The following is a 25,684-nucleotide window of genomic DNA, read 5'->3' on the forward strand; positions in this document are numbered from 1 at the left end:
TCTTAGTATATCCCAAACCAATACCAAACTAAAACTAACCACTAACTTCCAAAAAACAAGGAGCACAGCGACTATGTTTTTTGAGAACCCCGCCCTGGCGGGGTGGTGATTTTACACATCTCCCTATCGCTCGCTAATAAAATCAACCACTTCCAACCTCCCACTCCCAACTCCTATTATTTTATATATAATCAAATTCCTTAAATACATTTCGGAAAAGAGACATCACACGCTTTACCTCTCGATGTGTCAGAACAAAATCAGATCCTTGGTGTGCAATGCGATTACGAATTTTGTGCGCTTCCCACGCATCATCAAGAGTGACAAAATCACTTTTTTCTATCGCTTTAAGCTTTTCACCAAGTGTTTCTCCGTGGTACCCCATACTCGTTATTAATTCATCAAGAAGAATATCTGCTTCGATGATAGCAACTCGCCAATCAGCTGGATTTTCTGATGCTTCAAGTTTTTCCAAACGCTCCCATCGTTCATTATGTGAAGAAACGTCTTCCCCACCAAGTTTCTTTTCGAGTGCCCGCATATCATCTTTGTGTTTTTTCATAATCTGACGCCATTGTCTCCACGAATACACCGCAAGGAACGCCCCACACAGTGTCACAATGGCAGATACCCACAAAAATACAGAACGCACTTGCCCCACCCATCCCGACAGTTGTTTTTCTATACTCGTACTATACACCCACCCATCAGGGCTTGATTCAAAATCAACATTAAAAAGTGCATCACTTCCATACAGCACCGGTTCAGAAACGATTGTTCCCATAGCACCTTTTTCATGCACACCAAGAATGCGATCACGAAGAGACGAGCCCCACACATCGGTACGTTCAGATGTTATAACACTTGTGTTCAATGGCGTATATTGAGTAACTTTTGATGAAAAGGAAAACAAAGCATTTCGCACCACTACCTCTGGTTTAAACTTTCCACCATCAGCAAACTTGCTTTGAAGTATGTTAATGGCAACCACAACACAAAAAAGCATGACAAAAATTCCAATGAGTGTTTCAGTTGGATTTTTTGGTGGTGGAGCTGGTTTTTTTCCTTTGTCTGCCATAAATAATAGAGTTTGGAAGTTGAGAGTTAGAGGTTAGTGATTAGAAATAGAATGTAGTGTGTAGAGTGTAGAAATTATTCCTCGCCTAAGAATTTCTTTCCAACCGCAAACAATCGGTCCTCCTCCATGTGCGGTGCAATCAACTGAACCCCGAGAGGTAGTTGTACACCATCTTCCTCAACCGTACCCGAAGGAATCGACATTGCTGGCATACCTGTGTGATTTGATGAAACAGTAAAAATATCTTCGAGATACATCGCCACGGGATCATTCACCTTACTTCCGAGTTTAAATGCAGGACCTGCGGTCGTTGGTGTAATGATAACATCACAGTGTGTAAATGCATTCTTAAAGTCTTGCGTGATACCTCGTCGTACTGCATTCGCCTTGTTGTAGTAGGCGTCGTAATATCCCGACGACAACACATACGTCCCAATCATAATGCGACGGCGCGGCTCAGAACCAAATCCCGCGCCTCGTGTTTTAAAATAGTCAGCAATCAAATCAGCGCCCTCTGTATGAAGCCCATATTTCACGCCATCAAAACGAGCTAAGTTTGAAGATGCTTCTGCAGGCAAAATAACGTAATACGTTGGTACGGAGTACTTTACTAGAGGAAGTTCAATATCAACAAGTTCATAGCCAAGTTCTGCAAGTTTTTTCAGTGCGGCATCAAAATTCTTTTGAACATCATTACGAAGTGTGTATTCTTCAAGAAATTTCCTTGGAACCCCTATCTTCTTTGAGCTTTGAGCTTTGGGCTTTGGGCTTTGGGTATAATCATTTTCATCCACTGTCGTGCTATCCATAGCGTCCTTTCCTGCAATTGTCTTAAACACCGATTCAACATCAGTAACTGTTTTTCCAAATGGGCCAATCACATCCAATGACGAACCGAGAGCAATCAATCCGTGACGCGACACACTTCCGTATGTTGGCTTTAAACCAACGAGACCGCAAAGTGCAGCCGGCTGACGAATGGAACCACCTGTATCTGAGCCCAGGGACGCAAGTGCCATGCCCGAAAGAACAGATGCGGCCGAACCGCCCGATGAACCTCCAGGAACACGTGATGTATCAAGTGGATTTTTTGTCGCCCCGTATGCCGATTGTTCGGTTGAGCTCCCCATGGCAAACTCATCCATGTTCGCACGACCTACAATCACCGCTCCCACTTCTTTAAGTTTAACAACAACCGTTGCATCGTATGGTGCAACGTACCCTTCAAGAATTTTTGAACCCGCAGTTGCTGTGTGACCCGTGTAGAGCATGTTGTCTTTAAGGACAATGGGAATTCCTGTGAGAAGTGTGCTCTTCCCTTCAGCGATCATCGCATCTGCGCGCACGGCCATGTCACGCGCATCTGCAAACACTTCAAGGAGCGCGTGAATCTCACCATCTTTTGTTTTGATATTTTCAAGACACGCATCCAAAAGTTCCACCGCAGTGAATTCTTTTGCGTCGAGTTTCTTTCGTGCATCTGCAATAGAAAGTGTGGTGACGTCAATCATAGAATGTTTTTTACCTTCACAAAGTTTCCTTCGCGCGCAGGTGCATTATGTAAAAGCGCCTCAGTGTACTCTCCGCCCTCGTGTGGATGCGCATCCTCTCTGAGTATGTTGTGTGGTATTCCCACAGTCGCATGATCATCTAAGTTTACGTCCGCTGTTTTAAGCTCATCCACGAAGGCAATGATATTATCCATATCCTTTACCAACGCATCCTTCTCGGATTCGGGGAGCTCAATACGAGCCAATTGCGCGAGTTTTTCAATGTCTTCTTTAGAAATAGTCATAAAATCAGTATATCATGCTGTTAAAGACATGAATTCCTTCTCTGAAATAACCTTTACACCAAGCTTTTTTGCTTCATCGAGTTTTGTCCCCGCTTCCTCCCCCGCCACTACGTAATCGGTTTTTTTGGATACGGAACCTGAAACACTCCCGCCGTTTGCTCGAATTATTTCTTTTGCCTCATCACGAGAAAGTGTTGGAAGAGTTCCTGTAAGCACGAATGTTTGTCCTTTTAGTTTTGTACCTTGTATTTCGTCTTTTACACTCTCAATGGTGATGTACTTAAAAAGTTGTGTGAGGAGTTTTTTGTTTTCTGCATTCCTAAACCATTCATATACCGATTGTGCAACAATCTCCCCCACTCCGTCAATTGCTTCCAGTTCTTCTTTTGATACACTTGAAATTTTTTCTAATGTTTTAAAATGCTTTGCAATATCGATCGCCGTTTCTTCACCAACGTGTTCAATGGAAAGTCCAATCAATAATCGCGCAAGCGTTACTTTTTTTGCTTTTTCAATTGATGTAATGAGGTTGTCCGCAGATTTTTCGGCAAATCTCGGCAAACTCAACAAATCTCCTTTGGTAATGGTGAAAATATCAGCAAAATCAGAAATGAGTCCATTCTCCAAAAATAATTTTACTTGCTCTTTTCCAAGCCCATCAATATCAAACGCATGTTTACCAACAAAGTGTTCGAATCGTCTTTTGTTTTGAACAAATGAACCTGTATATTTACACTTCCACGCCGCTTGCCCAGGTACACGCTCAACAGAACCATCTCCACCACACAACGCCACGTGCGTCGGAAACTTCCACTTCTTCTCTTTTCCTGTACGTAAATCTTTCAATACCTGCACCACCTCTGGAATCACGTCACCAGCACGTTGCAACACCACAGTGTCCCCCACACGAATGTCTAAATCAGCAATGAAGTCTTCATTGTGAAGTGTCGCACGTGACACAACGGCACCACCCACAAGAATAGGCGTGAGATGCGCAACAGGTGTGAGCACACCCGTGCGTCCAACCTGTAACACAATATCTTCTACAACTGTTGTCACCTGCTGGGCAGGAAATTTATACGCAATACCAAATCGTGGCGCCTTTGCTGTAAATCCAAGAGCTTCTTGCAACTCTTTTTCGTTGACCTTTATCACCACACCATCAATGTGATATGGCAACGACGAACGTTTGCGTAGTGCATCTTGGTAGTATGTTTCAATCTGCGCAACATCTGTACATAGTGCACAAAGTGGGTTGACTGAAAAGCCGAGTTCTTTGAGTACCCGGAGCTCTTGTAGCTGTGTATTTGTATTATGTGAAGAAGAAATACGTTCGACATCGTACACAAATGTCTCCAACTTTCGCGAAGCTGTCACTGATGCATCAAGTTGACGGAGTGACCCCGCCGCAGCATTTCGTGTATTTGCAAATACCTGTTCACCTCGCTTTTCTTTTTCGGTGTTTATACGATGCAACTCCTTTTCACCAAGCCACACTTCCCCAACTGCGATAACGTCGATTGCTTCGTGTAATGTATGCGGAACCGATGCAATCACCCGCGCTGTGTGCGTAATATTTTCTCCAATCTCTCCATCTCCCCGCGTTGCAGCAAGTACCAGTTTTCCTTTTATATACGTAAGTACCACTTTTAGTCCATCAATTTTAAGTTCAGCACAGTATGTAGGCTTTTGTTTCACACCTTCTTTTTCCAAGAATCGTTTTACTCGTGCATCCCACTCAATAAGTTCCTCATGTGTAAACACGTTATCAAACGAATACTGCGAAACTTCATGACGCACTTTTGCAAACGCTTCCGATGGTGCGCCTCCGACTTTTTCTGTCGGCGTATCAGCACCTTTTAACTCGGGGTGCTTTTTCTCCAATTGCAAAAGTTCGCGCACTAATGCATCGTACGCTTCATCACTTATTTCAGGTGCATCGAGCTCGTGGTACAAACGAGCATGTTTTTGCACTTCTGCCAAAAGCTTGTAGTAGTGTGTTTGTGCCTGTTTAGACGCCATAGTAGCCCCATTGTACCCTGAAAACGACATACGTTCGACCTCCTACATGGAGGTCGAACGTCCCCAAAATCATCCCTAGTATGTCGCCTTAAGAGCTCGTTCAAGTCGTCGAGTACTACTCATAGAGCATGTATTATACCCGCGAGAAATAATTTCTGTCGATGAAATAGTTTCGGAGGCCGCTTGTTTTGTTACCGTTACGAGCGCACACGTATCATCACTAAACGTCATATCAAATGTTGTTTGAGAATAGTTTGGATTATTTTCATCCGTAACAACATCCCATCCTTTATTTTGTCCTTTCTCGTCAGTATTCCATCCCGTATTCGGATCATTTATCACCTGTTCAGAACAACTCAACTGAATCCCTGCAGTACCTTCCTTGTTATCAACATACTGTGGAACTGGTGGAACAAATTCATTGTGTGGCGAACCTTCATGTAATTTTTCAATTTCAGCAACAGAGAGCACTCGGTTATATATACGAACATCATCGAGCATACCATCCAAAAACACATCATCCCCCTCTTCAGGAAACGGTTTTCCTAACGTAAGAGGTTGTGTACCATTCAGTCCAGAAAACAAACTTGCAGCTTTTTTCGCATCAAATACTTCCCCATCTATATACCCATCAAGCTCACTTCCACCATACGTAATCACAACATGATGCCATGCACCCGTTCCCAATGCCCCTGTCACAGTCGTCCCACCATTTTGATCTCCAGCAGAAAATGTCCCCGTTGAATCAATAGTCCATCCATGTCCGCTCGTGTCTTCGCCAATAAGTAAAATCCATTCCTTCGGAGGAACTTTTGATTCACCTGAAGGTAGGTTGTTGATATACACCCAAGCACTTACCGTATGTGAAGTCTCTTCGCCGTCAGAGAACGATAGTCCTCTTACATGCCCAACGTTCATGTAATCACCTGAACCGTTAAACGCGAGTGCATTTCCAATATATCCATCTGCTCGAGTTTGACCACCAATAACAGTACCTTGATTTCCTTGCCCACTACTATCAATCGCCTTATCAAAATTTGTATCCCCTTCTTCAAATCGCCAGTACCCTGCCAACCCACTGGCAAGTGAATCACCATAAAACCCGAAAGCGGGGGTGCCGCTATTTCCATGTATGTAATCCCAATACAGTGCACACTCAAGTGCCGAGTCCGCCGCATAAAATGCTCCTTCTGATTCACGTACACCTGCAGTCAAAATAAATTCCTTGTACGTAATATTAAAAATTGCCAATCCAACGGAAAGGAGAAGTGACGAAATAAGCATGGCGTAGAAGAGAGTGAACCCGCCAGTATGGGAAAAATCAAAAGTCAAAAGCTCAAAGCTCAAAAAAGATTTTTTGGATTTTGGATTTTGGATTTCTGGTTTCATGTTTTTTGGATTTTATGCTTTGGATTTTGAGTTTTTGTACTATTGCCAATTAAACAATTTCTCATGCAACACATACGTTCTGTGTACCAACACATCATCCCATGTAATCGTAACAGTAATTGACGCTTCTGTGTCGGGGGTTGTTTCAGTTATGGTAACGCTACGCTTAAATTTTGTATCCGCCCATCCACTTTTATCATTCCCCGAATACCCGTACGTACCAGTGCTCTCTTTAAATTGTAAAAATGAACACGCACCTTTAGTACTACACGATATAACCGTATCATTTGGAATATCAACAGCGCACGAGGAGCCGTCCATACAATCTTCAAGCCCCTTGAGCCAATCAACAGTGTTATTAATTGCATTCGTATCACGCCTGTATCTCACAAATTCAACAACCTCTTGCCCAAGATAGTTTGCAATCACTTGATCACGCGCCAAGCGAGCAGTACGGAGACCTTGTGATGCCAATGAAAGCGGTGCCACCACTGACACAACAAGCACTGCAATGGCCACGACGGTTTCGATGAAGGTAAACCCGGCAGACATGTAGTGTGTAGCACGTAGCATGTAGCGTGATGATTTGTATGGTGTTGTATTTGCTGTGTGTTCCATGGTGTATGTATACTACTTGTTACATGTTTTACGTTACGCATTACATGTTCTGCCCTCTCCTACTCTACTCTCTCCAAAAATCTTTGCGTAATGAGTGTTTCTAAATCAAACGCCACTTTTGTTCGCTCCGTCTTTCCTGCCGTTCCTCGAATAATCACCAGTACACGTGGCTGCTCGGAGGCCCCATCACCAACAAGGTAAAACATAAACGTATCAATATCCACATCAGGTGCAGTTACCGGAAGAAACCCACTTCCATCACCCACATCTCTTTCAATGGATCCTTTTTCCGAACCTCTTGGTTGTGAAAATGCATACGTCACCTGTCTGCCGTCCCTGTCCATAAAAGAAAATTCGGTGGAGCCGTCAGGACATGTTTTTGCACTTCCGCACCCATAGTCAGTTCCCACACGAATGGCGCGCGTCATAGAATCTAGTGCAAAATTAAGATTGTTCATCACTGTTTTTGTAGCTTGTGCTTTTCTATTTGCGTCAAGCATAGTCACCACAGATGTTGATGCAACAATCATAACCACGGAAAAAATGAATACCGCAACAATCATTTCAACGAGCGTGAACCCAGCGGACATGTAACGTATAGCATGTAACGTGTAGCAAGGTGGTTTGTGTGCTCTTGTGTTTATTGTATTTTTCATGATTCGTGTTTTGCGCTACATGCTTTCTGTTACATGCTTCGCGTTTCCTCTTCTACTGCACCACGTCTATTCCTCCCGACTCCGCCGCTTGGAGTTGCGTTACTGAAATTTGTCCTGTTGAGCGCACGACTATAAACCGACTGCCCCCACGTGGCGCAACCAACTCAATTCCAACGGCGCCCATCGCACTTCCGCCTTTTTCATCTGCATTAATAATTGCATCAGGATTTGGACGCTTAAATATAATTGTTGCATTCTCTATCCTACTTACATCACACGCATCAAGACTCGATACGTCGGTACAAATACGAGCAACGGTAAATCCGCGTCCCAGTGTAAATGTTTCAAGAGTTTCTTCGTCTGGAGTATAGCGATAATCTGTCGATGCCTTATCCTGAAAAAGTGTGTAGGTTGTCATATCAGGTTCAAAATACACACCGTATGGAAAATCGAACTCATTGCCCTGTCCAAGTACGTTAATACCATAGTTTTGTGCCTGCCTCACAGAGAGTGCAACATCGTACGCAACATCTGCTAAAAGCACTTCGTTGTCAAATTGACCATTGCGCACCAACACAACCGTTGAGATAAGCGCAATAATGCTCACCGTAACAATAAGCTCAACGAGAGTGAACCCGGCACGGCAGATACTGGATATTGGATACTGGATATTGGAAGTTTTTTGTGTTTTTTTTGTGTACATTTTTCTAATTTCTAGATACAAGTCTCTGGTCTCCAGTATCTAGTCTCTACTATCTACCCCAACAAAATCGCTATCAAATTAATCTGCCAGAAAAAGACGAGTGCAAAACCAAGAATAAGAAACGGTGCAAATGGAACTTCGCTCTTCATTGTAAAGCGTTCATGCGCGTCAGACAATGCACGAGCATGCGAATGTCGTAGATGCTCAGCACATACAAGTGCGATACTCACTACGGCACCAATCCAAAACGCAAAAAAGACTGCAGAAATACCTCCTGTTATTCCAAGAATCCAACCAATACCTAAAGAAAGTTTTGCATCACCAAATCCCATCCATCGTCCTCCTGAAACGAACCACAAAAATGCAAACGGAAATGCAATCAATGGACCAGCAAGCATGTCCATGAGTGTTGGCAGTTCAAGTGTGGGAATCCAGGTACTCGTTACAAAAAGTGCACCAAACGAAAGAGCGATGAACGCATATACAAACGCATTGGGAATTATTTTGTGGTGTATGTCATACACAAGAATAACCACAAGAAGTGACCAGATGACAAACGAGGTGACAAGACCAACAATGTTTTCTACTCCAAACGTTGCGTACGACAGCACAAACAGCACTGCGGTCAAAAGTTCAACAAGCGGATACTGCCATGAGATTTTTGAGCCACAGGTACGGCACTTCCCTTTTTGTATCAGAAAGCTGACAAGAGGAAGCAATTCAAACCACTGCAACTGCTCTCCACACTGTGCGCACCCCGAACGACCCGCAACAGTACGTCCTGTGTTGTGGCGGAGAATGACCACGTTGAGAAAACTTCCAACGATTGCACCGAGACAAAAAATAAAGAAGAACGAAAGAAATTCCATCCCGTTAGAGATAGGAAACGCGACGCGTTTCCGTAGTTATCACACGTTTGTGCGCATGCGGATAAAAACTTTTTTGGGAAGATATGTTCATATTCATAACTGATACATCTCTAACGGGACTCGTACGAATAGTATAGCATTTTAAATAAGAGGTCGGACCTCGAAACATAACAAAAACCCGCTTCAAGCGGGTTTTTGTTTGCAATAGAGTTTCGAGAGAGATTACGGCTTGAGGTCGTACACTCCAGCGGCTGTTCCGTTGAAATCTGCATCACTGCCAGAACATGCCGTCCCTGCGGTTGCATTTGAATCACTGTTAAGTGCTGTATGAGTTGTTTGTTCAAGAAGCACTCCAACGTGATAAGAGTTACATGCTGTACCAGTTGTAGCAAGTCCTGCGTATTGGTATCCAGCAGGTGATCCAGCAGGAGCAACTGGCCATGAAGGCATGTATGTGGTTACCAATGAAGACGTGGCTGCCGGATATAGACCAGCGTGTGAATCTGCATAGAGTTCAAGTGCCAACTGAATCTGTTTAATATCTGAGATACGCTTTGCATCACGTGCCTTTTCACGTGCACTATTAAGAGATGCCAAAACAACTGATGAGAGGATGCCGATGATTGCAATCACGACAAGCAACTCGATGAGGGTAAAACCTCGTGTGAATTTCTTCATATTTTTTGCGAGTTAATAAATAAACGCTTGGTTAATAAAGCTCTTTTATTATAGGCTTTATTTTGGAAAGCTGAAACCCGACTGTGGATAACCGTAAAGTAATGAAGATTGGTGGTTGGGAGTGAGGGGTTGGTGATTAGAGTTGGTTTAGAAAGAGGTCCGACCTCCAAGAAGGATGTCGGACCTCTAAAACACCGGATTTCTGCTTAGAAGAAATCCGGTGTTGGATATATTTGATATTGAATTCCCCTCCTACATTCCCGCTGAAATATTGTAAATAGGGATAAGAACTGACGCCAAAAGCGTACCAACTCCAAGTCCCAAAAGCACAATCATGGCTGGTTCGATGAGATCCACAAGTGTATCAACGGCATTCTTTACCTCTCGTTCATAGAAGTGTGCCAACGTCTTGAGAATGCCCGCCAACTCCCCCGTCTCCTCACCAATACGAATCATTTGTGTCATGATGTTTGGAATAAGCTCACTTCCTGACATTGCATCCGCAACGCTCGAACCACCTCGTACACTTTCAACCGCTTCCTTCAACAAATTTTCATACAATGAGTTACCTACAACCACCGAACTAATCTCAAGTCCCCTGAGCATGGGAATACCCGATGAGAGCATTGTGTTCATGTTGTCAGCAATACGCGAAAGGTAGAGTTTACGATACAACGTACCAATATACGGCACAGAAATCTTTACTCTTGAAAGTGCAATATCTCCTGCTGGCGTATTCATGTATCTCCACAACCATACGCCACCAAGTGCAAGGAGAATGACAAAAAAGATACCGTAATTCACCATAAACGAACTAATTCCAATAACCACCTTTGTGTATGCTGGTATTGCTTGTCCACTATCCTCAAGAATAGTTGAGAGTTTTGGAATAACCGTCGTAAACATGAGCGCCATAACGACGAGGAAGACCGAGATAACAAACGCAGGGTAAATGAGCGCATTTCGAGCCTTGGACGTTACTTCATACATACGATCAAGATAATCCGCGAGATACAAAAATGTTTGATCTAACTTTCCCGACTCCTCACCCGCACGAACCATGTTCACGTAAAAAAGCGAAAAGATTTTTGGATGTTTTTCAAGTGCTTTTGAAATAGCACTTCCTCCCTGTAAATCATTTGATACTTCAAGGAGTGCGTACCGAAGTGCAGGCTTCTCTGTTTCTTCGGCAAGCAACCGAAACACACGAAGTGCAGACACTTGTGCTTCAAAAAGTGTTGCTACCTGTCGAGACAAAATAACGAGGTCTTTGTTGGAAACTCCTCCTCCAAAGGTAAATGATTTTCCGAGCGCGCCCTCTTCTTTAACCGCTTTAATTGACGAAATAACCAATCCACGCTGTTGCAACGACCGAATCGCAATATCATCATTGATAGCGTCTATTGTTCCACTTTTTTCGTTTCCGTCTGTATCTAATGCTTTGTAAGAAAAAATCATAAAAATTATCCACCAATTTTAAGAAGTGCCAGTAGTATCACAACACCAATGCCAATGTACAAAATTACTTTCATCCCGTTAGAAACAGGAAACGTTTTTCGTTTCCGTAGTATTAGAAAGTTTTGTTAACATTTTGATCATCGTAAGCATAATACCATTATAGTTCGTCTTAACTGAGTCATTTCTAACGGGATTCATACTAAATGAGTCTCTCGAGCACTGCAGGATTAAGCGAATGAATGCGTGCCGTCTCAACAGTAATATCCCCTCGACGCACCAACTCTGCAAGCGAACGATTCATGTCTATCATGCCGTATTCAGAACCTGTTTCAATCACGGTATCTATTTCATGTGTTCGTGCTTCACGAATAAGATTTGCTGTTGCCTTTGTGTTAATGAGTAACTCGTACGCAGGAACCAATCCACCCGATACTCGTTGTACAAGACGTTGCGAGAAAATACCAATAAGAGAACCTGCGAGTTGTAGACGTACCTGACCTTGCTGTTCTGGAGGAAACGAGTCAATAATACGATCAATGGTTTGTGAAGCACTATTGGTGTGTAACGTCGAAAGCACCAGGTGTCCTGTCTCCGCTGCGGTAACCGCCGTTGCAATTGTTTCTTGTCCACGCATCTCACCCACCATGGCAACATCCACGTCCTGACGAAACATTTGTTTGAGTGCAATGTGAAAATCCTCCGTATCGATATGAATCTCACGTTGATTAATCATGGACTTCTTTGGCTCAAAAATGTATTCGATAGGATCTTCAATCGTCACAATGTGGTCAGCACGTTCAGAGTTAATAACATCAATCATTGCGGCAAGTGTAGTTGATTTTCCGTGCCCCACAGGTCCCACCACAAGAAAGAATCCTTGCTCGCGACGAGCAAAATCGGCAAGTATTGTTGGTAGAGCAAGTTCTTCAATAGTACGAATCTTTTTGGGAATAAAACGCAATACAATATCAATACCACCACGAGAAAACGAGCAGTTGCCACGAAAACGAGCCGCCCCATCTCTAAAACTGTACGAAAAATCAATTTCTTTATTGCGCAAAAAAATCTCTTTATTTTCTGGCGTCAACAACGTCTCCATAAGACCGCGAACATCTTCCAACTGCAATACCTCTTTTTTTACCAACGGAATGAGCGTTCCAGACACACGAATAGTTGGATGATACCCTGTGGATAGGTGCAAATCTGATGCACCCTCTTTCACGGTGATATCAAGTAAATCAAAAAGTTCTTGTGTGTATTCTTTTGATGACATAGATGTGTATTATTGTACCATGGGAGTATCTTGTTCTGGTGCATTTTCGTCAACAAACGAATCGTCCGCAGTATCATACAAACCTCCTAGTGTATTAACTTCTTCAAATGGTACCTCCCCACGCATACTTTTCATGAGCGCATCTTCACGCATAGTAATCATACCGTGTGCACGAGCAGCGGCAAACAATTTTGGTTCAACGGGATCCGTCAAAATAATGTGCTCGAGTTCTTTGGTCATTTCAGCAACTTCAAAAACAGCAACACGCCCACGCGTTCCGTTTGGACAATCATCCGTTGATTGCAATCCATAAAATTCACTCGACGGCGGTATTTCTGAACGATACTCTTTTGGCAAATCAGCGAACTGTTTTTCAAACATTGATTTCAGGCCACCATCAATTGGCATTTTCTTTCCTGAGTCAGGACACAATTTACGCACAAGACGTTGTGCCATTGTTAAGATGAGCGTTGGGCCAATAAGAAACGGATCAACACCCATATCGATAAGACGTGGAATAGCACCCATGGCATTGTTGGTGTGGATAGTTGAAAACACAAGGTGACCGGTGAGCGCCGCCTGCACTGCAAGTTGCGCTGTTTCTTTATCTCGAATTTCTCCCACCATGATGATGTCTGGATCTTGTCGAAGTGTTGTGCGAAGTCCTGACGCAAACGTGTATCCAATTTCTGGACGCACCTGCGATTGGTTCATTCCTGAAATACTGTATTCAACTGGGTCTTCAAGAGAAAGAACGTTTTGTGTTTCTCGGTCAACTTCTTGCAACATCGAATAGAGCGTCGTTGATTTTCCTGAACCTGTTGGACCAGAAATAAGAATGAGTCCGTACGGTCGCGTAATCGCATTGCGAATTATTTTGAGATTACGCTCTGAAAAACCAATCTGCGAGAGGGGCAACACGCCTTTTTCTGAATCGAGAATACGCAACACCACCTTTTCTCCATAGTACGCAGGAAATGTTGAGACACGGAAATCTATTTTACGACCTGCAATGCGTGCCGAAAATCGATTGTCTTGTGGCTTGCGCTTTTCATCAAGCTTCATGTTACAGAGAATTTTGATACGCGCGACGATTGCTTGATGTACCGAAAGCGGTAGTGTGAGGTTTGTCGAGAGCGCACCATCAACTCGAAAACGAACTTTTACACTTTCCGCGGTTGGCTCAATGTGAATATCTGACGCATCTCCTTCAATGGCATGCTTGAGAATCGTCGCCACAATTTTTGTTACAGGAGCATCTTCAACAAGTTGTGTTTCGCCGGTATCTTTATCTCGCTTGCCTGCTTCTTGTAATTTACGAGACAGCTCCTCCTCTTCTTCACTAAGCTCTGTCTCCAAATCAGTGAGTGCCTTGGTCACCTCCCCCGTCAATCCTTGATAATTTTTGAGAATATTTTCAAAATCAGTTTGCGATATCAAAAAAAGTTTATAGGGCATCGATATCTTTGTCGCAATAAATTGTAACGCATCACGCGCCTCAACGTTATCAGGATCAACAATACCAACTTCAAGTGCCCCATCTACAATAGCAAGTGGCGCAATTTGATAATGCTGAGCTGACTCCTCAGGAATATACCGCAGCGTTTCGAATGAAATTGGTGCTGTAATTGCTTTTGTAGGAAGACCAAAATACACACCCTTTGCCTGAAGAATTTCTTCTGACAGTACGCCATGGGCACGCGCAATATCCTCAACACTTTTTCCTGTTGTTTGTGCCTCTTTTTCAAAAGCACCTACAGACGATTCGTCAATAACACCTTTTTGTGCAAGTTCATTTAAAAAAGACATAGTTGTTCGATGAATAGACCTCAGTATTACAGACCTGTTTTCGCCACACTCGACGTTCCTTGTTGTGTATTCGCCGACACACCATCAGAACCAATAGGAGCAAAAGGATTTGGTCGCTGTCGCGGTTCAGGTGCAAGGTTAACTGAAAAATCTGTCAGCGAAAGAAAGAGTTGATCCGTAAAAAATGCACCATTGAGTTTAATCGCATTGAGCTGTGAAAGTAAAGCAAGGAGTTCACTATCTTGACCAGACAGAGCCGCTGCTGCTGTCGTTGTTGCTGAAAGAGGAGCTTCCGCCTTTGGTTTAAATACCATATACACAACAAACAAGACGAGAATACCGAGAACAATACCAATGATTTTTTTATATTTTTCAAACATGTGTGTTTAACGAAGCCAATATGTTTTGGCACGAATTGAATACGTTGCTATTCCGGTAATAGGATTCGTTTCTCCAAGTGTCACCGAATCCACATCAATCAACCGCAAACTATTTTCAAGCTCCCCGAGGAATGACTTGAATCGTTCATACGTTGTTGACACATTGAATGAAACCGAAATAGTACCGTACGCACTTTCTTGTGGACCTATTCCTGTTTTTTTAGTTCCCGCATCTGTAGCACCATCAACTGCTATATTGAGAACCGTAAGGCCATGTCTACGCGCAATGGCATTTATATCAATAATGAGACGAACGGTATCAATGGTGTCTGGAATGAGTGTATCCAAACGGCGTAACTCATCTTGTGAAAATGAGTTATATGTATCTTTGAGTGAATCCCGTAACGTTGCAAGACTTGCCGCTTTTGCCAATGCGTCATCGTACTGTGCAATTTCTGTGCGAACACTTTTTGTTGCAACATATCTACCGTTGGTAAAACCAAAAAAGATACCAAGGGAAAGAAGTATGAAAATGATGCTTGAAATAAAACGCATAATTTGTATATTACCCACCAATGACTGTTTCTGCTCCCTGCGACGTTGTTGTTGCACTCGATGACGCGGCTGTTGTAACTGCAACTGGAGCAGGTTCGGTTACTGGTATTGAAACCTGCGCTGCGCCAGCACCTCGCTCTTTTCGATCAACAAAAGAAACAACGGACGGATTCACGATGGCAGAAACTGCAAAATTAACATTACCTCGATCGTTTAATTGAAAATTAGAGAACACAGATTCACTCAACGAACTACTTTTTCCAAACTCATCTGACTGCAGCGCAACTGATGAAAATGATTGCCCTTCCCCCTGAAGCTTAATTGCTATTCCTTCGGGAGTTTGTATGTATGAGAGATTTGTAAAGCGAACCGTTTTAAGTGTTAACTCTTGGAGTAATTCAAAAATACCAGAGACCGATACGTGGTCCTGTAACAATGTCTGTGCCACGGTCAATTTTCGATCTAGACGCGCCATGTCACGAATAAGTTCTGGGGCAAACGAATCACGTTGTTTTTGTAAGCTTTCTTTTCTACCCACCAATGCACTCGCAAGATATTTTTCATATAACAAAACACCACCAATAGAGAGTAGCGAAAGTACAAGCATGACACCACTAATCACCATAAGTATTCCTGAACCAGAAACACTGCTACTTTTTTGCTCAATTACCTTTTTGGGAATGAATGATGTTTGAAATTGTTCTGCCATAATATAGTAGAGGTTGTGAGTTAGGAGCGAGAGATTGGTGATTGGTTTGAGAGATTTGGAAGATATAAACACACTACAGATATAGTATAAACTACGAAGCCCTCATGCACGACTATCACTGTGTATAAACCATACTTGTACCTACTCCAGCTCCTCGACTCGGAAATAAAAATAAATACACTTTTATTTCTCTTCCCTTTCGTCACGAGCAACGTTCATACCTATCCCTGCTCTTCAAGTCGTCGTAATGCAACACCAACAGCAACATCAAACTCAGGACCCACTTTACGTAACACCTCCTCGAGAAATGCTGGCGACTCAACTTTTCTAAACGGATTTGAAACAGAAATATCTGCCTGAAAAATATCCCGCGCACGTTCGTTCATCCCAGGAATGACCACCCCTCCACCAGTCAAAATAACCCTACCAATATTGCGTGCATGTTTACGCTGGTATGACAACATAATGTGCTGTGCTTCCGCGAAAATCGAATCAACAACAATGGACACGATCTGACCAACGTCAGCATTTGGACCCTCCTTAATCACCCCATATGTGCGCTTCATTTCATCTGCTTTCTTTTCATCGATACCAAGCCCTTTTGTGAGAGCAAGTGTTATTTCTTGAGAACCTCGACTAATCACGTGAGATTCACGAAGCACTTTTCTATCTACAATATAAATTTTGGTTGTTGCTGCACCTAATCCAAGAATCATTGTTGGTGCCAACTCTTCTTCAAGAGCGGCACGAATGGTACTGAACACTTCAATTTCAAAAAAGCTTGCGTTCAAATTCGCCTTCTGCACAACAGTGTTATATTTTTCAATCGTTTCTTTGTGAATAGCAACTGCCAATATTTCAACTTTCTTTATTTTTGTATCATCGACAGGCTGCTCTGTTCTATCTTGTGCTTCAACTTTTGGAACAATGCGCCAATCAATCATCACTTCGTTGATACTTACAGGAACATACTTGCGCAATTCAATAGGAACCATCTCGTGCAATCGCGCTTCGCCGACATCAGGCATTTCAATCACGTTAATTAAACTTGCAGATAGTGGAATAGCCACGCCGCATAAATTAGTGCTTACTTTTGATTCTTTCATCAAATCCGCAACCGCTTCACCAAGTTTTTCGGCTGAAAGATTTGTCGCCTTCCCCGAATCAACTCCAGCGTACGGACCAAGCGCCAACTCACCGTACGTTTCAAGAACAGCACGGCCATGCTTTCGTCCAAGTTGGACGACTTTTATTGTTGATGAGCTCACATCAAGCCCAATGACACTTCCCCCTTTTGGTTTAAAGAGGTCGCCTGTAATGTTTTTGAGTATATCTGAAAAAGGGGACATTTTATCCGTTCGTTATGTTTGTAGTATAGCATTTCCCTCGCATGAAAAACACCGTAATACCTCTTTTACGACGCTGTATACATGCATGTTTGGGCATTATCTTCTCTCGTGACGCATTTTCGAGACGTCTTGCCGAGGAGGCCACCCCTGAAACAATTACATCGTATGCGCGTCTCTACACTAACGGAGACCCACCAAACCTTCCCCATAGCCACATTCTCTACGCGTACCGTGATCCATTCGTACGAAGTGCACTTCATGCAGCAAAATACAGAAATCGGACAGATCTCTGTGTTCTTTTTGGTGAACTGTTGTGGTACACGTTTGGAGAAGAACTTTCAACTGAAAGTTTACTCAACGGAACCCCGTGGCTCGTTATTCCTATCCCACTTTCAAAACGACATCGTCGAGTGCGCGGATACAATCAAACAGAACACATTGCAGAAGGCTTTTTAAAATATGCCGACGTGCGCGCGTTTGTCTTTTCACCACATTCCCTTCTCATGACACCATCGCACACACACCAAACGCACACGCTCCGAAAAATAGAACGACTCAAAAATAGTATTGGCTCATTCACCGTATCCGACAATGCGGCCATTCAAGGAAAAACAATCATTCTTATTGATGACGTCATCACCACCGGTGCGACACTCCGCGAAGCCTCGCGAGTACTATACGCAGCAGGTGCGCGACTCATTCACTATCTTGCTGTCGCACACTAGTGCCAAAGCATGAGAATAACACCAGACACAACGAGTGCGAGTAACACGTATCCAACGTTGATGAAGTAATATGCCCATGTTTTTCGCTCCCAAAGTTTCATTCCCAACATACACGGTGCAACAAATCCAATCCACATCCAGAACGCTGTTGTTATACCATCCATAACCCCATATGCCCCCATGTAAAACAACACACGTGCCAAAACGCCTGCCATCAAAACAAGCCCGACAAAATATATCAACATTGTTTGTGCCATCATTTTTTTATCAGTTGCCATTTGTTGATGGTACTCATCCGGAAGTCCGCTGAGTGCCCGCCACTGACGACCAAAAAGAAAATTACTGTACCATGCCCACGCAAGAAAAAGAGACACACCTCCTGCTAGAAAAACTGCTAGAAAATTTATATACATATACAAGCAATTAATTGCTAATATCAAATGTCAAAAAATATATTTAATACTCTTTGCTGACCTTACTATCAGTATAGCAAATGCACTATCTACATAAACAGGTGTCCTGCATGCAGGACACCTGTTTACTCACGTAAAAATGTAAAGCCACCTACTGCTGACAAAATGTTGCTTCACACTGAATTTTGTCCTCCCCCGTAAGTGCAGAACACGAACCACACATAGAACTTGGTGCGCCAAAACTTTTTCCTAGATCAGATAAATCTACGAATGTAACATCTGATGGAGGTGTGAAAACACCATCATCACCAGACCAACGATCACATTTCATTTGAAGATTCTTTCCAAAATCAACTTGTGACGCTTGTCCTGTTGGAATATTTTCTGATGGTGCTGGTGCATCCTTCACAACAGCCATTTTTAATCCCTGTCGTGTACCATCATCAGACCACATGTACTGAAATTCGCCATCAATAAGCATATTTGACTGCACTTTCTTACCGCCCATCATTGACGCATTTTCCATGTACATCTTTTTTCCGTCGTAATACACCGTACTTGTTTGTTCAAAACCCTCACTCGCCATTGAGTACTGACATTTCGCTGGTGTTCCGCGAGACATCAAATCACTAAGTGACGAAATACCATCTAAACCACCGAGAGGTCCACCAAGAGGCGACCTTCCTCGAGAAAACATAAATCCCCCAACCAGAAGCACTACGATACCAATTCCAATAATAAGACCTTTCTTTCCTCCTTTCGAAGAACTTCCAGAAACTTGCGTATTTGTTGTATTTTCTTCCATACGATTTTACAAAATCGCGTCGCACAATTGTTGATTGTACGAAATCATGTCACGTACCGCCAATTGAGGTGTGACACAACGCGCGACGTAATTTATCTAATAATTATTTTGTAATGTCTTCTTTATTCTTTATTCTTTTTTCTTCCAAAAAATCTCTGGTATGTCGGCGATGTCTGAGACCATTCGTGTAGTTTCTTTTGCAACAACAAACGGATACCAAGAATCTCAAGCCCAATAACAATCGCCCACAAACCCGGCACCAATGGTATCAAATGTAGGACAAAACCGAAAACAATAAGTGAAACCCCAGCCACTATTCTTAGTGTGGATGTTTTTCTAATTTTTTCAAATAGTTCGTACATGACAGAATGCACTCTGTATACCACACACCCAGACTTTTTATATTACTTATGCAACAATTCCTCAATCTTTTTTGATCTGACATTTATTTCGTGAATTTCATCCTGCGTCTCATAGTTCTCTGCCAAATCGTCTTGTATCTCCTCTTCGGTCTTTTCGACTATCTTTTTTTCTTTCTTCAATCCAGAAATAATAATTTCGTTACCAATAAAACTTGTAACAAATAATCCCACCATAAGAAGCAAGACCGTCCCGATGGCTATCGACAATGGACCATCCCACCATGGCAATTGCGATATACTTGTACTTGAAACACTGGCGCCAGTTACAAAAAAGAATTCCATGAAGGTATCCATCGTATGCCACACACCTCGCCAAAAAATAACAATTCCCGTTCCACCTATAAAAGCATACACAATTGGATAATGACTCAGTTTGACACGCACTGTATCTTCAAGTTTGTCCCCAAGGGAATATAATTTTTTAAATAACATACGGATAGTATAGCAAAAAAGAACGCCCATACGAGTGGGTGTCTTTTTATTGGGTGAACGTGATTCGGCCAAGCGCTCACTCGTCGCCGTCGCTCCTCGCTCCGCTCAGCCCTGTTCGCACGACACGTTCTACTGAACGCGTATCCGTGCCCACTTTCGAATCCCTCCCTCTCTTGCAAAAAGCAAAGTCGCGCAATACATACGTATTGCGCTCCTTGTTTTGCGGTGACGATGTCCCGAAGTTAGAACCTATTAGGTCGCTTCATTACACTCGTGTTGATAAAATTGTACGTGATTTAAGGCGAATTTACAAGGAAAATCCGGCCTATTTTGACGTTCCGGCTTTCGCAGGGCAGGTGGGCGAGCGCTGGCCGCAGCTTCCTCGGGCATCCTCGATTAATCTCTGTTCTTTGAGGTATCGGGTTACCGAATACCACCCGGCATTGATCACCGGGATCAATAATGCCCAACGGGGGTCATTCTCGGCATAGGCTATCAGTATCGGCAGGATTGCTGATACTGCGGAGTAAAAGAACACGATCGCAAGGTGCTTCAGGGCTTCTTTTTGTGGTGTTGTCATAGTGGTTAAAATGCTCGCTTAATAATTTCCAATCCTTCCTCGATTTTCCTCACACCATCCTCGATAGAGGGATTGGCTGTCTGTTGGCCGGCAAGGGCTACCAGTTCGTCGAGAATCTGTTTGTTGCTCGCCGGACAGTTTGGTTTCTTTGAGAAGATCTCAAAGTGGCCAACGATGTGATTCCGGTCGATTGGAATCTGCCATCGCTGGCAAATTTCTCGGATCAAGGTTGCACTTGATTGCTTCATAGAGTCAGTCCATACATCGTTTGGCTTACCCTCGTGTTCGATCCCGATCGTATAAAGGTTCGGGTTCACATTCGGTTTTATAAGCTTCCAGAGAGGTGCATCGACACGACCGGCGTGCCAGGCGGAATCGTTTTCTTGCACATACTGGTGGACTTCGCCGCCTCTCCCAATCCCGTAATGTGCGCTTACTTGAGATGAAGTGTTTGCAAACCATGAATCGGTGCCAATGAGCGTGCCGTCCATGATGTGAATGACAACGCCCTCTGGCCGGTAACCTTTGCGACCAGACCAGAAGTTCGGGGATTTCTTTTGAATGATGTTCATAGATTTATTTGTTAATGGTTAGTAGTAAATTGATGATGGCTGTGATCAGACCTCCCACCGATGCGGTGGCAACAATCCAGAAAAATCGTTTGACCCAATCGACGTCCGTACCGACCTTTGTTAGTTCGGTCTGTATGTGTGGAAGATGATTGTCTTTGATTTCGTTGACGGAATTTTCCAGTCGATTCAAGCGTTCATCCTGTATTTGGTTTTGGTAGTTATCTTTGTCCATATTGTTATTTCGGTACGTACACCGAGTCGAACCTGTTGATGAGACCTCTGCTTTCCAGCGTTTCCTCGAGGCGATCTTGAATTTCACGATCTCGCCAGAATTTCTCTTTTTCCATATCGACTGATCTCGCTTTCGCACCGACAATTCCGTATAGGAATTTCACAGCACCGGCAGTCTTATCATCGGTAAGCTTGCCGGCCGTGGTGTAGAAGCGTCCAAGAGCGGTGTTTAGGAAGTGGAGTTTATAAGCATTGGCTCGGTAGCTCACAATGCCGTTCTTATTCGTATGCTCGGTTACTTCAAGCCAATCACGCAATCCGGGGACTGAATTCACGAACGGATACACTCTGCTGTTCTCGATGATCGGCTCTCCCATGAAGAGATTCTGTCCGGTGGCGGCTTCGATCGGATATTTAAGAAGCGGAGACAGTTCGCCAACGAAACTAGCCAAGGTTCTTTGCGGACTTCCTTTATAAAGTCGATTGATATCCTCAACCGGAAGACCGAGACCGTAGAGATATTGAGAGAATCCCTCTTTTTCGCCAAGTCGGACCGGCAATCCTTCTCGCATGTACGGTGGCAAGTATTGGAATTCCTCTTTCGCTTTTTCTTTATCAACTTGTAGGTTATCTACGAGCTTGCCGATAGCACTGTACTTACCGGGCTGTTTTGTCATTTGCTCGAGCTGAAGCGGAATGTTGCCACGAGTCCATCGATAGAACGGCATGAGTCGCTTCATTATGTTTTGTTCGAATTTCGCAAGACCCTCCGGTGCATAGTCGAAGTGAAATTGGAACACTGCTTTGGCGGCATCTTCCGGTGCGTCACCCTTTATCAAGCGATCTATAAAAAGCGGTAGACGCAGACGGTTTTCAGTGATCTCCATCGCACCTTTTGGTAGATCCATCAATTTTCCGACAGCACCTTTACCGACATCTTTTTCGACCTCACGCATCACATCCAAGTAACCGGGCTGGCCAACGACTCCCAGCTTTTCGGTCATCTCTTTTATTTGTTGGTAGGTGTACTTAGTGCCTAGTTTTGTTGTGATTGATCCATTGAGACCTCGGGCGATTTGATCTCCTTGCAGATATCTCGCAGGGTTTTTAACCCCTGCTATCCAGTTATTGAAAATTCCACCGATCGAGTTCCTGACATGGAATGCTGGAAACCATCCGGTAACCGATCCTTTCCAGAAATTTAGTGTCTTGTCGTACAGCTTAAGGAACCCTTTGGTCGCTTCATCATTCGTAAGCACCTTATAAGTTTCCTCAACATGCTTAACGATCTGCTCAGGCAACAGCACTCCTTTTAATTGAGGCACGGTGCTCTCTACATACCGGATACCATTTTCAAAAATCGGTTTGACCGTTTCTTTGGTCATCATCTTTCCGGTGACAGGATTCCTTATTTCCTTAGTGACGACTTCACCTTGCTTGCCGAATTGTTTTCCAGCATCAGTTAAAAAGTCGTAGGTATTTACGGCTCTGATATGTTCGGCTTTGCGAGCACCGAATGCCTTAAATGCATCTTGCTCAAACAATCTCACGCCGTGAGTTCTACGGAAGTATTTATTGATATTGTCGATCGTGTCGTCGAGGGTTCGAGACTTTGCGAATGGCGTACTTACTCGCATCTTTCCAGCCAGTTCATCGGCGACATCGCTATTCTTTTGTAAAAAGTCACGGCCTTCCGGTGTTAGGTAGTGACGTAGGTAATCCGGTAGCTCGGTGTGGAGTAATCCTTTTTCTTTTTCAACATTTGCAAATCGTTTGTGTTCATCTTGGATGTGACTGATGATGTTATCGATCGTGCTGTTTCCTTTGGCGGCGACTTGCTCGACTCCGTCCGTTGCTTTTGCAGGAAGCTCTCCCATCCCCTCAATCAGTCGGCCGACTCTCGTACCGGCATCTTTACCAAGTTCTTTTCTTGCGGTCTTGCCGAGCTCAATTGCTTCGTCAGCGGCCTTACCGACTTCGGACCGGGTCGCTTTGGTGAATTGAGAAAATTTGTCGACATATTCCTCTCCAATACGTCCCGGCAAGTCTTTGATGCTTTTAAATGGCACGAATGCTTTACCGGCGAGGTCTTTTGCGCTCTCATACAGCTTGCCAACGACTGGCGTTTTTTCTACTAGCTTGTCTGCAACTTTGAATGGTGCTGTGACGGCTGATCGTGGAAGCACCTGTTTGCCAGCGAATTTCAGACCGCCTTTAGCAAGATACTTTTCGCCACCCTCTGCGAGTACCTTTTCGGCCAGAGCTTTTCGGGCGGCTGTTTCGCCGACTTCCTGTATCGACTTCTTGAGGAGTGACGTTCCGGATTTACTGAGCACGACCGTCCCAGCTTTGGTTGCAAGCTTCGCACCGGCCCCGTAGCCAAATGTGATATAGGTTGTCGGATCGAGCAGGACATCGGCAATAAAACCGCCGACTTTACTCTTGATACCAAGTGCTTCAGACGGATTGATGCGTTCTTGAATTCCGGCCTTGATTCCTTTTCCGCTTATGAGACCTCCGACAGCGTATCCGCCGGTATTGAGTACGTGGAGAATTTTCTGTAGGGTCGATTCTTTTGGTTGAGTGGAGGAGACATCGAGATTATTTTGCAGTGCAAAGTCTCGCAACCCTTCGACAGTAGTCACGTTTGGTTTACCGGCCGGCTTCTCGACTTCGGTCGTTACATACTTTCCCTCGGCATTCTTTTGGTACTGCACGACGTTACCGGGTGCAGACTTTGGGAGTGGAGGAGAGACCGGCGCAGAACCGGTGTTTATGTATTTTCCAGTTTTCGGGTCTTTGATGTAGGCCATAGCTTTTTAATTTCCGATACCGAAGAGACCCTTCAAGAAGCTCTTACCGGTGTTGTATCCGGACTTCGCAAGGTTCGGTATCTGTTGAGTGAATACGTCTTTGACCCCAGCACCGAAGTCTTGAGCGGTTATCTTTGGCTGACCCGATTTCAATGCTTGAGCGGCGGCCGCATCCGCTTGCTGTTGGGCGTTTGCTTCAGCAACGATCTGATCTCGTTTCTGAAGTACTTGAGCACGGATGTTTTGAGGCACGTTGCTTGCAGTGAAGTTAGGGTTGTTTAGAAGTTCGAGTGCGTATGCTTCTACGTCACTCGATGAACCGCCTCCGTCTGATCCGCTACCAGACTTTGCACCGACTACTTTCGTACCGGCGATATCATGTACCGTTCCGGCCGGTGTACTGTTTGCGAGGTTTGCGAGTTGAATTGCTCGATCAATTACGTCTTGGGCATCTTTCTTTTCCTCCGCTTTTCCATACTTGGAAGCTTCGACAATATTTGCGACATCTTTTTCTGAAGCACCGAATACTTGCTTCAAGAGATCGCCAAGAACGCTGTATTGGTCTTTTTGGAATCCGAGTGTTTTTTCTGCAACAGTGAGTGGCAGTGTTGAATCCTCGTATTGCATGCCGGCCGCATCTTTCGCAGATGAATCTGCTACGCCGAGTTTGTCGGCCAGTCGGTTACGCTCGTTGAGAAGTTTCCGGTACTCGTCTATGAGCGGTTGTTTCTCTGAAGCGACCAATCTTTGTGTTTGACTCTCGGTCACAAGGCCACCGCCTTGTACCATTCGGTTTCGGATGTCCTTCTCTGAGTCATCAATAGCAAGTTCCATCGATGCCAGACGATCATCTAAGCTCAAGAGATTTTTCTGCATCACATCAATACCTCGCTTCGCTTTTTCCTGCTCGTAGATGTCTGATTTTTTCGGCAGATTCTTGAGTGTATCGAGGTAGGCAGTCTGGTTGTCCTGCATGCTTTTGAGGGCAGAATCGAGACCGAGTTCAGATCGGTATTTTGTGAGCAAACTGGTCGAAGAAGGCACTTCAGCTCCGTATAGGGTGCTTTTGGCTGGCACGCCGCTCGTCCCAGGGCTCGAAATTTGGTCAATACGCTGGTTTACGGTCGAAGAAGGTGTCACAGGTGCAGGTTTGGGTGAAGGGTTCGCCCCCGGGGCAACAACGGGTGAAGCCGGTGCTCCGGGCAAGCTCAAGCTCGCACCTGCGTATATCAGGTTCGGATTCTTGATACTTGGATTCGCTTTCAGCAGGGCGTCGACCGTCGTCCCTTGCTGTTTGGCGATTCCCGAAAGGGTCTGACCTTTTTGTATTGTTATTGTTGCCATATGTTT

Annotated in this window: 26 protein-coding genes; 1 reads left to right on the forward strand and 25 read right to left on the reverse strand. The window is 44.1% G+C overall.

Annotated elements, in window-relative coordinates:
• Nucleotides 1-181: 181 nt before the first annotated feature.
• From IPJ70_02010 to pilM, 17 genes are all read right to left on the reverse strand, one after another.
• Entirely contained in the window at nt 182-1,078 is an 897-nt protein-coding gene (locus IPJ70_02010; protein ID QQR82861.1) for a hypothetical protein, read from the reverse strand.
• A gap of 74 nt (nt 1,079-1,152) precedes the next feature.
• A complete protein-coding gene (gene gatA / locus IPJ70_02015; GenBank protein QQR82862.1) occupies nt 1,153-2,589 on the reverse strand; it encodes an Asp-tRNA(Asn)/Glu-tRNA(Gln) amidotransferase subunit GatA in 1,437 nt (478 codons plus the stop codon).
• On the reverse strand, nt 2,586-2,873 hold the full coding sequence (gene gatC / locus IPJ70_02020; GenBank protein ID QQR82863.1) for an Asp-tRNA(Asn)/Glu-tRNA(Gln) amidotransferase subunit GatC: 288 nt from the start codon (nt 2,871-2,873) through the stop codon (nt 2,586-2,588). Before gatC ends, gatA begins: the two co-directional genes overlap by 4 nt.
• A 12-nt stretch (nt 2,874-2,885) precedes the next feature.
• Nucleotides 2,886-4,895, reverse strand: a complete 2,010-nt coding sequence (gene ligA, locus IPJ70_02025) for an NAD-dependent DNA ligase LigA (protein QQR82864.1) — start codon at nt 4,893-4,895, stop codon at nt 2,886-2,888.
• 75 nt (nt 4,896-4,970) lie between these two features.
• Nucleotides 4,971-6,179 carry a LamG domain-containing protein gene (locus IPJ70_02030; protein QQR82865.1) on the reverse strand — a complete coding sequence of 403 codons (1,209 nt, stop codon included), beginning with the start codon at nt 6,177-6,179 and terminating at the stop codon, nt 4,971-4,973.
• A gap of 144 nt (nt 6,180-6,323) precedes the next feature.
• Nucleotides 6,324-6,902 carry a hypothetical protein gene (locus tag IPJ70_02035; GenBank protein ID QQR82866.1) on the reverse strand — a complete coding sequence of 193 codons (579 nt, stop codon included), beginning with the start codon at nt 6,900-6,902 and terminating at the stop codon, nt 6,324-6,326.
• A gap of 59 nt (nt 6,903-6,961) precedes the next feature.
• Nucleotides 6,962-7,492 (reverse strand): type II secretion system protein, encoded by a 531-nt coding sequence (locus tag IPJ70_02040; GenBank protein ID QQR82867.1) that lies wholly within the window; start codon nt 7,490-7,492, stop codon nt 6,962-6,964.
• 118 nt (nt 7,493-7,610) lie between these two features.
• Nucleotides 7,611-8,261 carry a type II secretion system protein gene (locus IPJ70_02045; protein QQR82868.1) on the reverse strand — a complete coding sequence of 217 codons (651 nt, stop codon included), beginning with the start codon at nt 8,259-8,261 and terminating at the stop codon, nt 7,611-7,613.
• Nucleotides 8,262-8,314: 53 nt separating this feature from the next.
• On the reverse strand, nt 8,315-9,130 hold the full coding sequence (locus IPJ70_02050) for a prepilin peptidase (protein QQR82869.1): 816 nt from the start codon (nt 9,128-9,130) through the stop codon (nt 8,315-8,317).
• Between the two features lie 222 nt (nt 9,131-9,352).
• Nucleotides 9,353-9,808, reverse strand: coding sequence for a type II secretion system protein (locus IPJ70_02055; protein ID QQR82870.1), 456 nt, complete (start codon nt 9,806-9,808; stop codon nt 9,353-9,355).
• A gap of 252 nt (nt 9,809-10,060) precedes the next feature.
• The gene (locus tag IPJ70_02060; protein QQR82871.1) at nt 10,061-11,266 is read right to left on the reverse strand and encodes a type II secretion system F family protein; all 1,206 of its coding nucleotides are present in this window, start codon (nt 11,264-11,266) and stop codon (nt 10,061-10,063) included.
• 199 nt (nt 11,267-11,465) lie between these two features.
• Nucleotides 11,466-12,539, reverse strand: a complete 1,074-nt coding sequence (locus IPJ70_02065) for a PilT/PilU family type 4a pilus ATPase (protein ID QQR82872.1) — start codon at nt 12,537-12,539, stop codon at nt 11,466-11,468.
• 9 nt (nt 12,540-12,548) lie between these two features.
• Nucleotides 12,549-14,348: a type II/IV secretion system protein gene (locus tag IPJ70_02070; protein ID QQR82873.1), complete on the reverse strand. Its 1,800-nt coding sequence runs from the start codon at nt 14,346-14,348 to the stop codon at nt 12,549-12,551.
• A gap of 26 nt (nt 14,349-14,374) precedes the next feature.
• Nucleotides 14,375-14,728, reverse strand: coding sequence for a hypothetical protein (locus tag IPJ70_02075; GenBank protein QQR82874.1), 354 nt, complete (start codon nt 14,726-14,728; stop codon nt 14,375-14,377).
• Nucleotides 14,729-14,734: 6 nt separating this feature from the next.
• Nucleotides 14,735-15,283 (reverse strand): type 4a pilus biogenesis protein PilO, encoded by a 549-nt coding sequence (gene pilO, locus IPJ70_02080; protein QQR82875.1) that lies wholly within the window; start codon nt 15,281-15,283, stop codon nt 14,735-14,737.
• 10 nt (nt 15,284-15,293) lie between these two features.
• Complete coding sequence (locus IPJ70_02085) at nt 15,294-15,992, reverse strand: hypothetical protein (protein ID QQR82876.1); 699 nt, start codon at nt 15,990-15,992, stop codon at nt 15,294-15,296.
• Between the two features lie 221 nt (nt 15,993-16,213).
• Entirely contained in the window at nt 16,214-17,341 is a 1,128-nt protein-coding gene (gene pilM / locus IPJ70_02090) for a type IV pilus assembly protein PilM (protein ID QQR82877.1), read from the reverse strand.
• Nucleotides 17,342-17,430: 89 nt separating this feature from the next.
• On the opposite strand from pilM, the gene IPJ70_02095 reads away from it, so the two are divergent.
• On the forward strand, nt 17,431-18,066 hold the full coding sequence (locus tag IPJ70_02095) for a ComF family protein (GenBank protein ID QQR82878.1): 636 nt from the start codon (nt 17,431-17,433) through the stop codon (nt 18,064-18,066).
• Here the strand turns inward: IPJ70_02095 and IPJ70_02100 are convergent.
• The 8 genes from IPJ70_02100 to IPJ70_02135 all read right to left on the reverse strand — a co-directional run bounded on the left by IPJ70_02100 (nt 18,063) and on the right by IPJ70_02135 (nt 25,678).
• Complete coding sequence (locus IPJ70_02100) at nt 18,063-18,479, reverse strand: DUF1761 domain-containing protein (protein ID QQR82879.1); 417 nt, start codon at nt 18,477-18,479, stop codon at nt 18,063-18,065. The genes IPJ70_02095 and IPJ70_02100 overlap by 4 nt on opposite strands.
• Before the next feature lie 151 nt (nt 18,480-18,630).
• Nucleotides 18,631-19,284: a hypothetical protein gene (locus IPJ70_02105; GenBank protein ID QQR82880.1), complete on the reverse strand. Its 654-nt coding sequence runs from the start codon at nt 19,282-19,284 to the stop codon at nt 18,631-18,633.
• Between the two features lie 404 nt (nt 19,285-19,688).
• Nucleotides 19,689-20,138, reverse strand: a complete 450-nt coding sequence (locus tag IPJ70_02110) for a hypothetical protein (protein ID QQR82881.1) — start codon at nt 20,136-20,138, stop codon at nt 19,689-19,691.
• A gap of 325 nt (nt 20,139-20,463) precedes the next feature.
• Nucleotides 20,464-20,718: a hypothetical protein gene (locus tag IPJ70_02115; protein QQR82882.1), complete on the reverse strand. Its 255-nt coding sequence runs from the start codon at nt 20,716-20,718 to the stop codon at nt 20,464-20,466.
• Nucleotides 20,719-20,723: 5 nt separating this feature from the next.
• Nucleotides 20,724-21,290 carry an N-acetylmuramoyl-L-alanine amidase gene (locus tag IPJ70_02120; GenBank protein ID QQR82883.1) on the reverse strand — a complete coding sequence of 189 codons (567 nt, stop codon included), beginning with the start codon at nt 21,288-21,290 and terminating at the stop codon, nt 20,724-20,726.
• A 4-nt stretch (nt 21,291-21,294) separates the two neighbouring features.
• Complete coding sequence (locus IPJ70_02125; GenBank protein QQR82884.1) at nt 21,295-21,522, reverse strand: hypothetical protein; 228 nt, start codon at nt 21,520-21,522, stop codon at nt 21,295-21,297.
• Nucleotides 21,523-21,526: 4 nt separating this feature from the next.
• Nucleotides 21,527-24,334: a hypothetical protein gene (locus tag IPJ70_02130; GenBank protein QQR82885.1), complete on the reverse strand. Its 2,808-nt coding sequence runs from the start codon at nt 24,332-24,334 to the stop codon at nt 21,527-21,529.
• A gap of 6 nt (nt 24,335-24,340) precedes the next feature.
• Entirely contained in the window at nt 24,341-25,678 is a 1,338-nt protein-coding gene (locus IPJ70_02135) for a LysM peptidoglycan-binding domain-containing protein (GenBank protein ID QQR82886.1), read from the reverse strand.
• Nucleotides 25,679-25,684 lie beyond the last annotated feature (6 nt).

The sequence above is a fragment of the Candidatus Campbellbacteria bacterium genome (genome assembly GCA_016699465.1).
GTDB lineage: Bacteria > Patescibacteriota > Minisyncoccia > Phycocordibacterales > EsbW-18 > EsbW-18.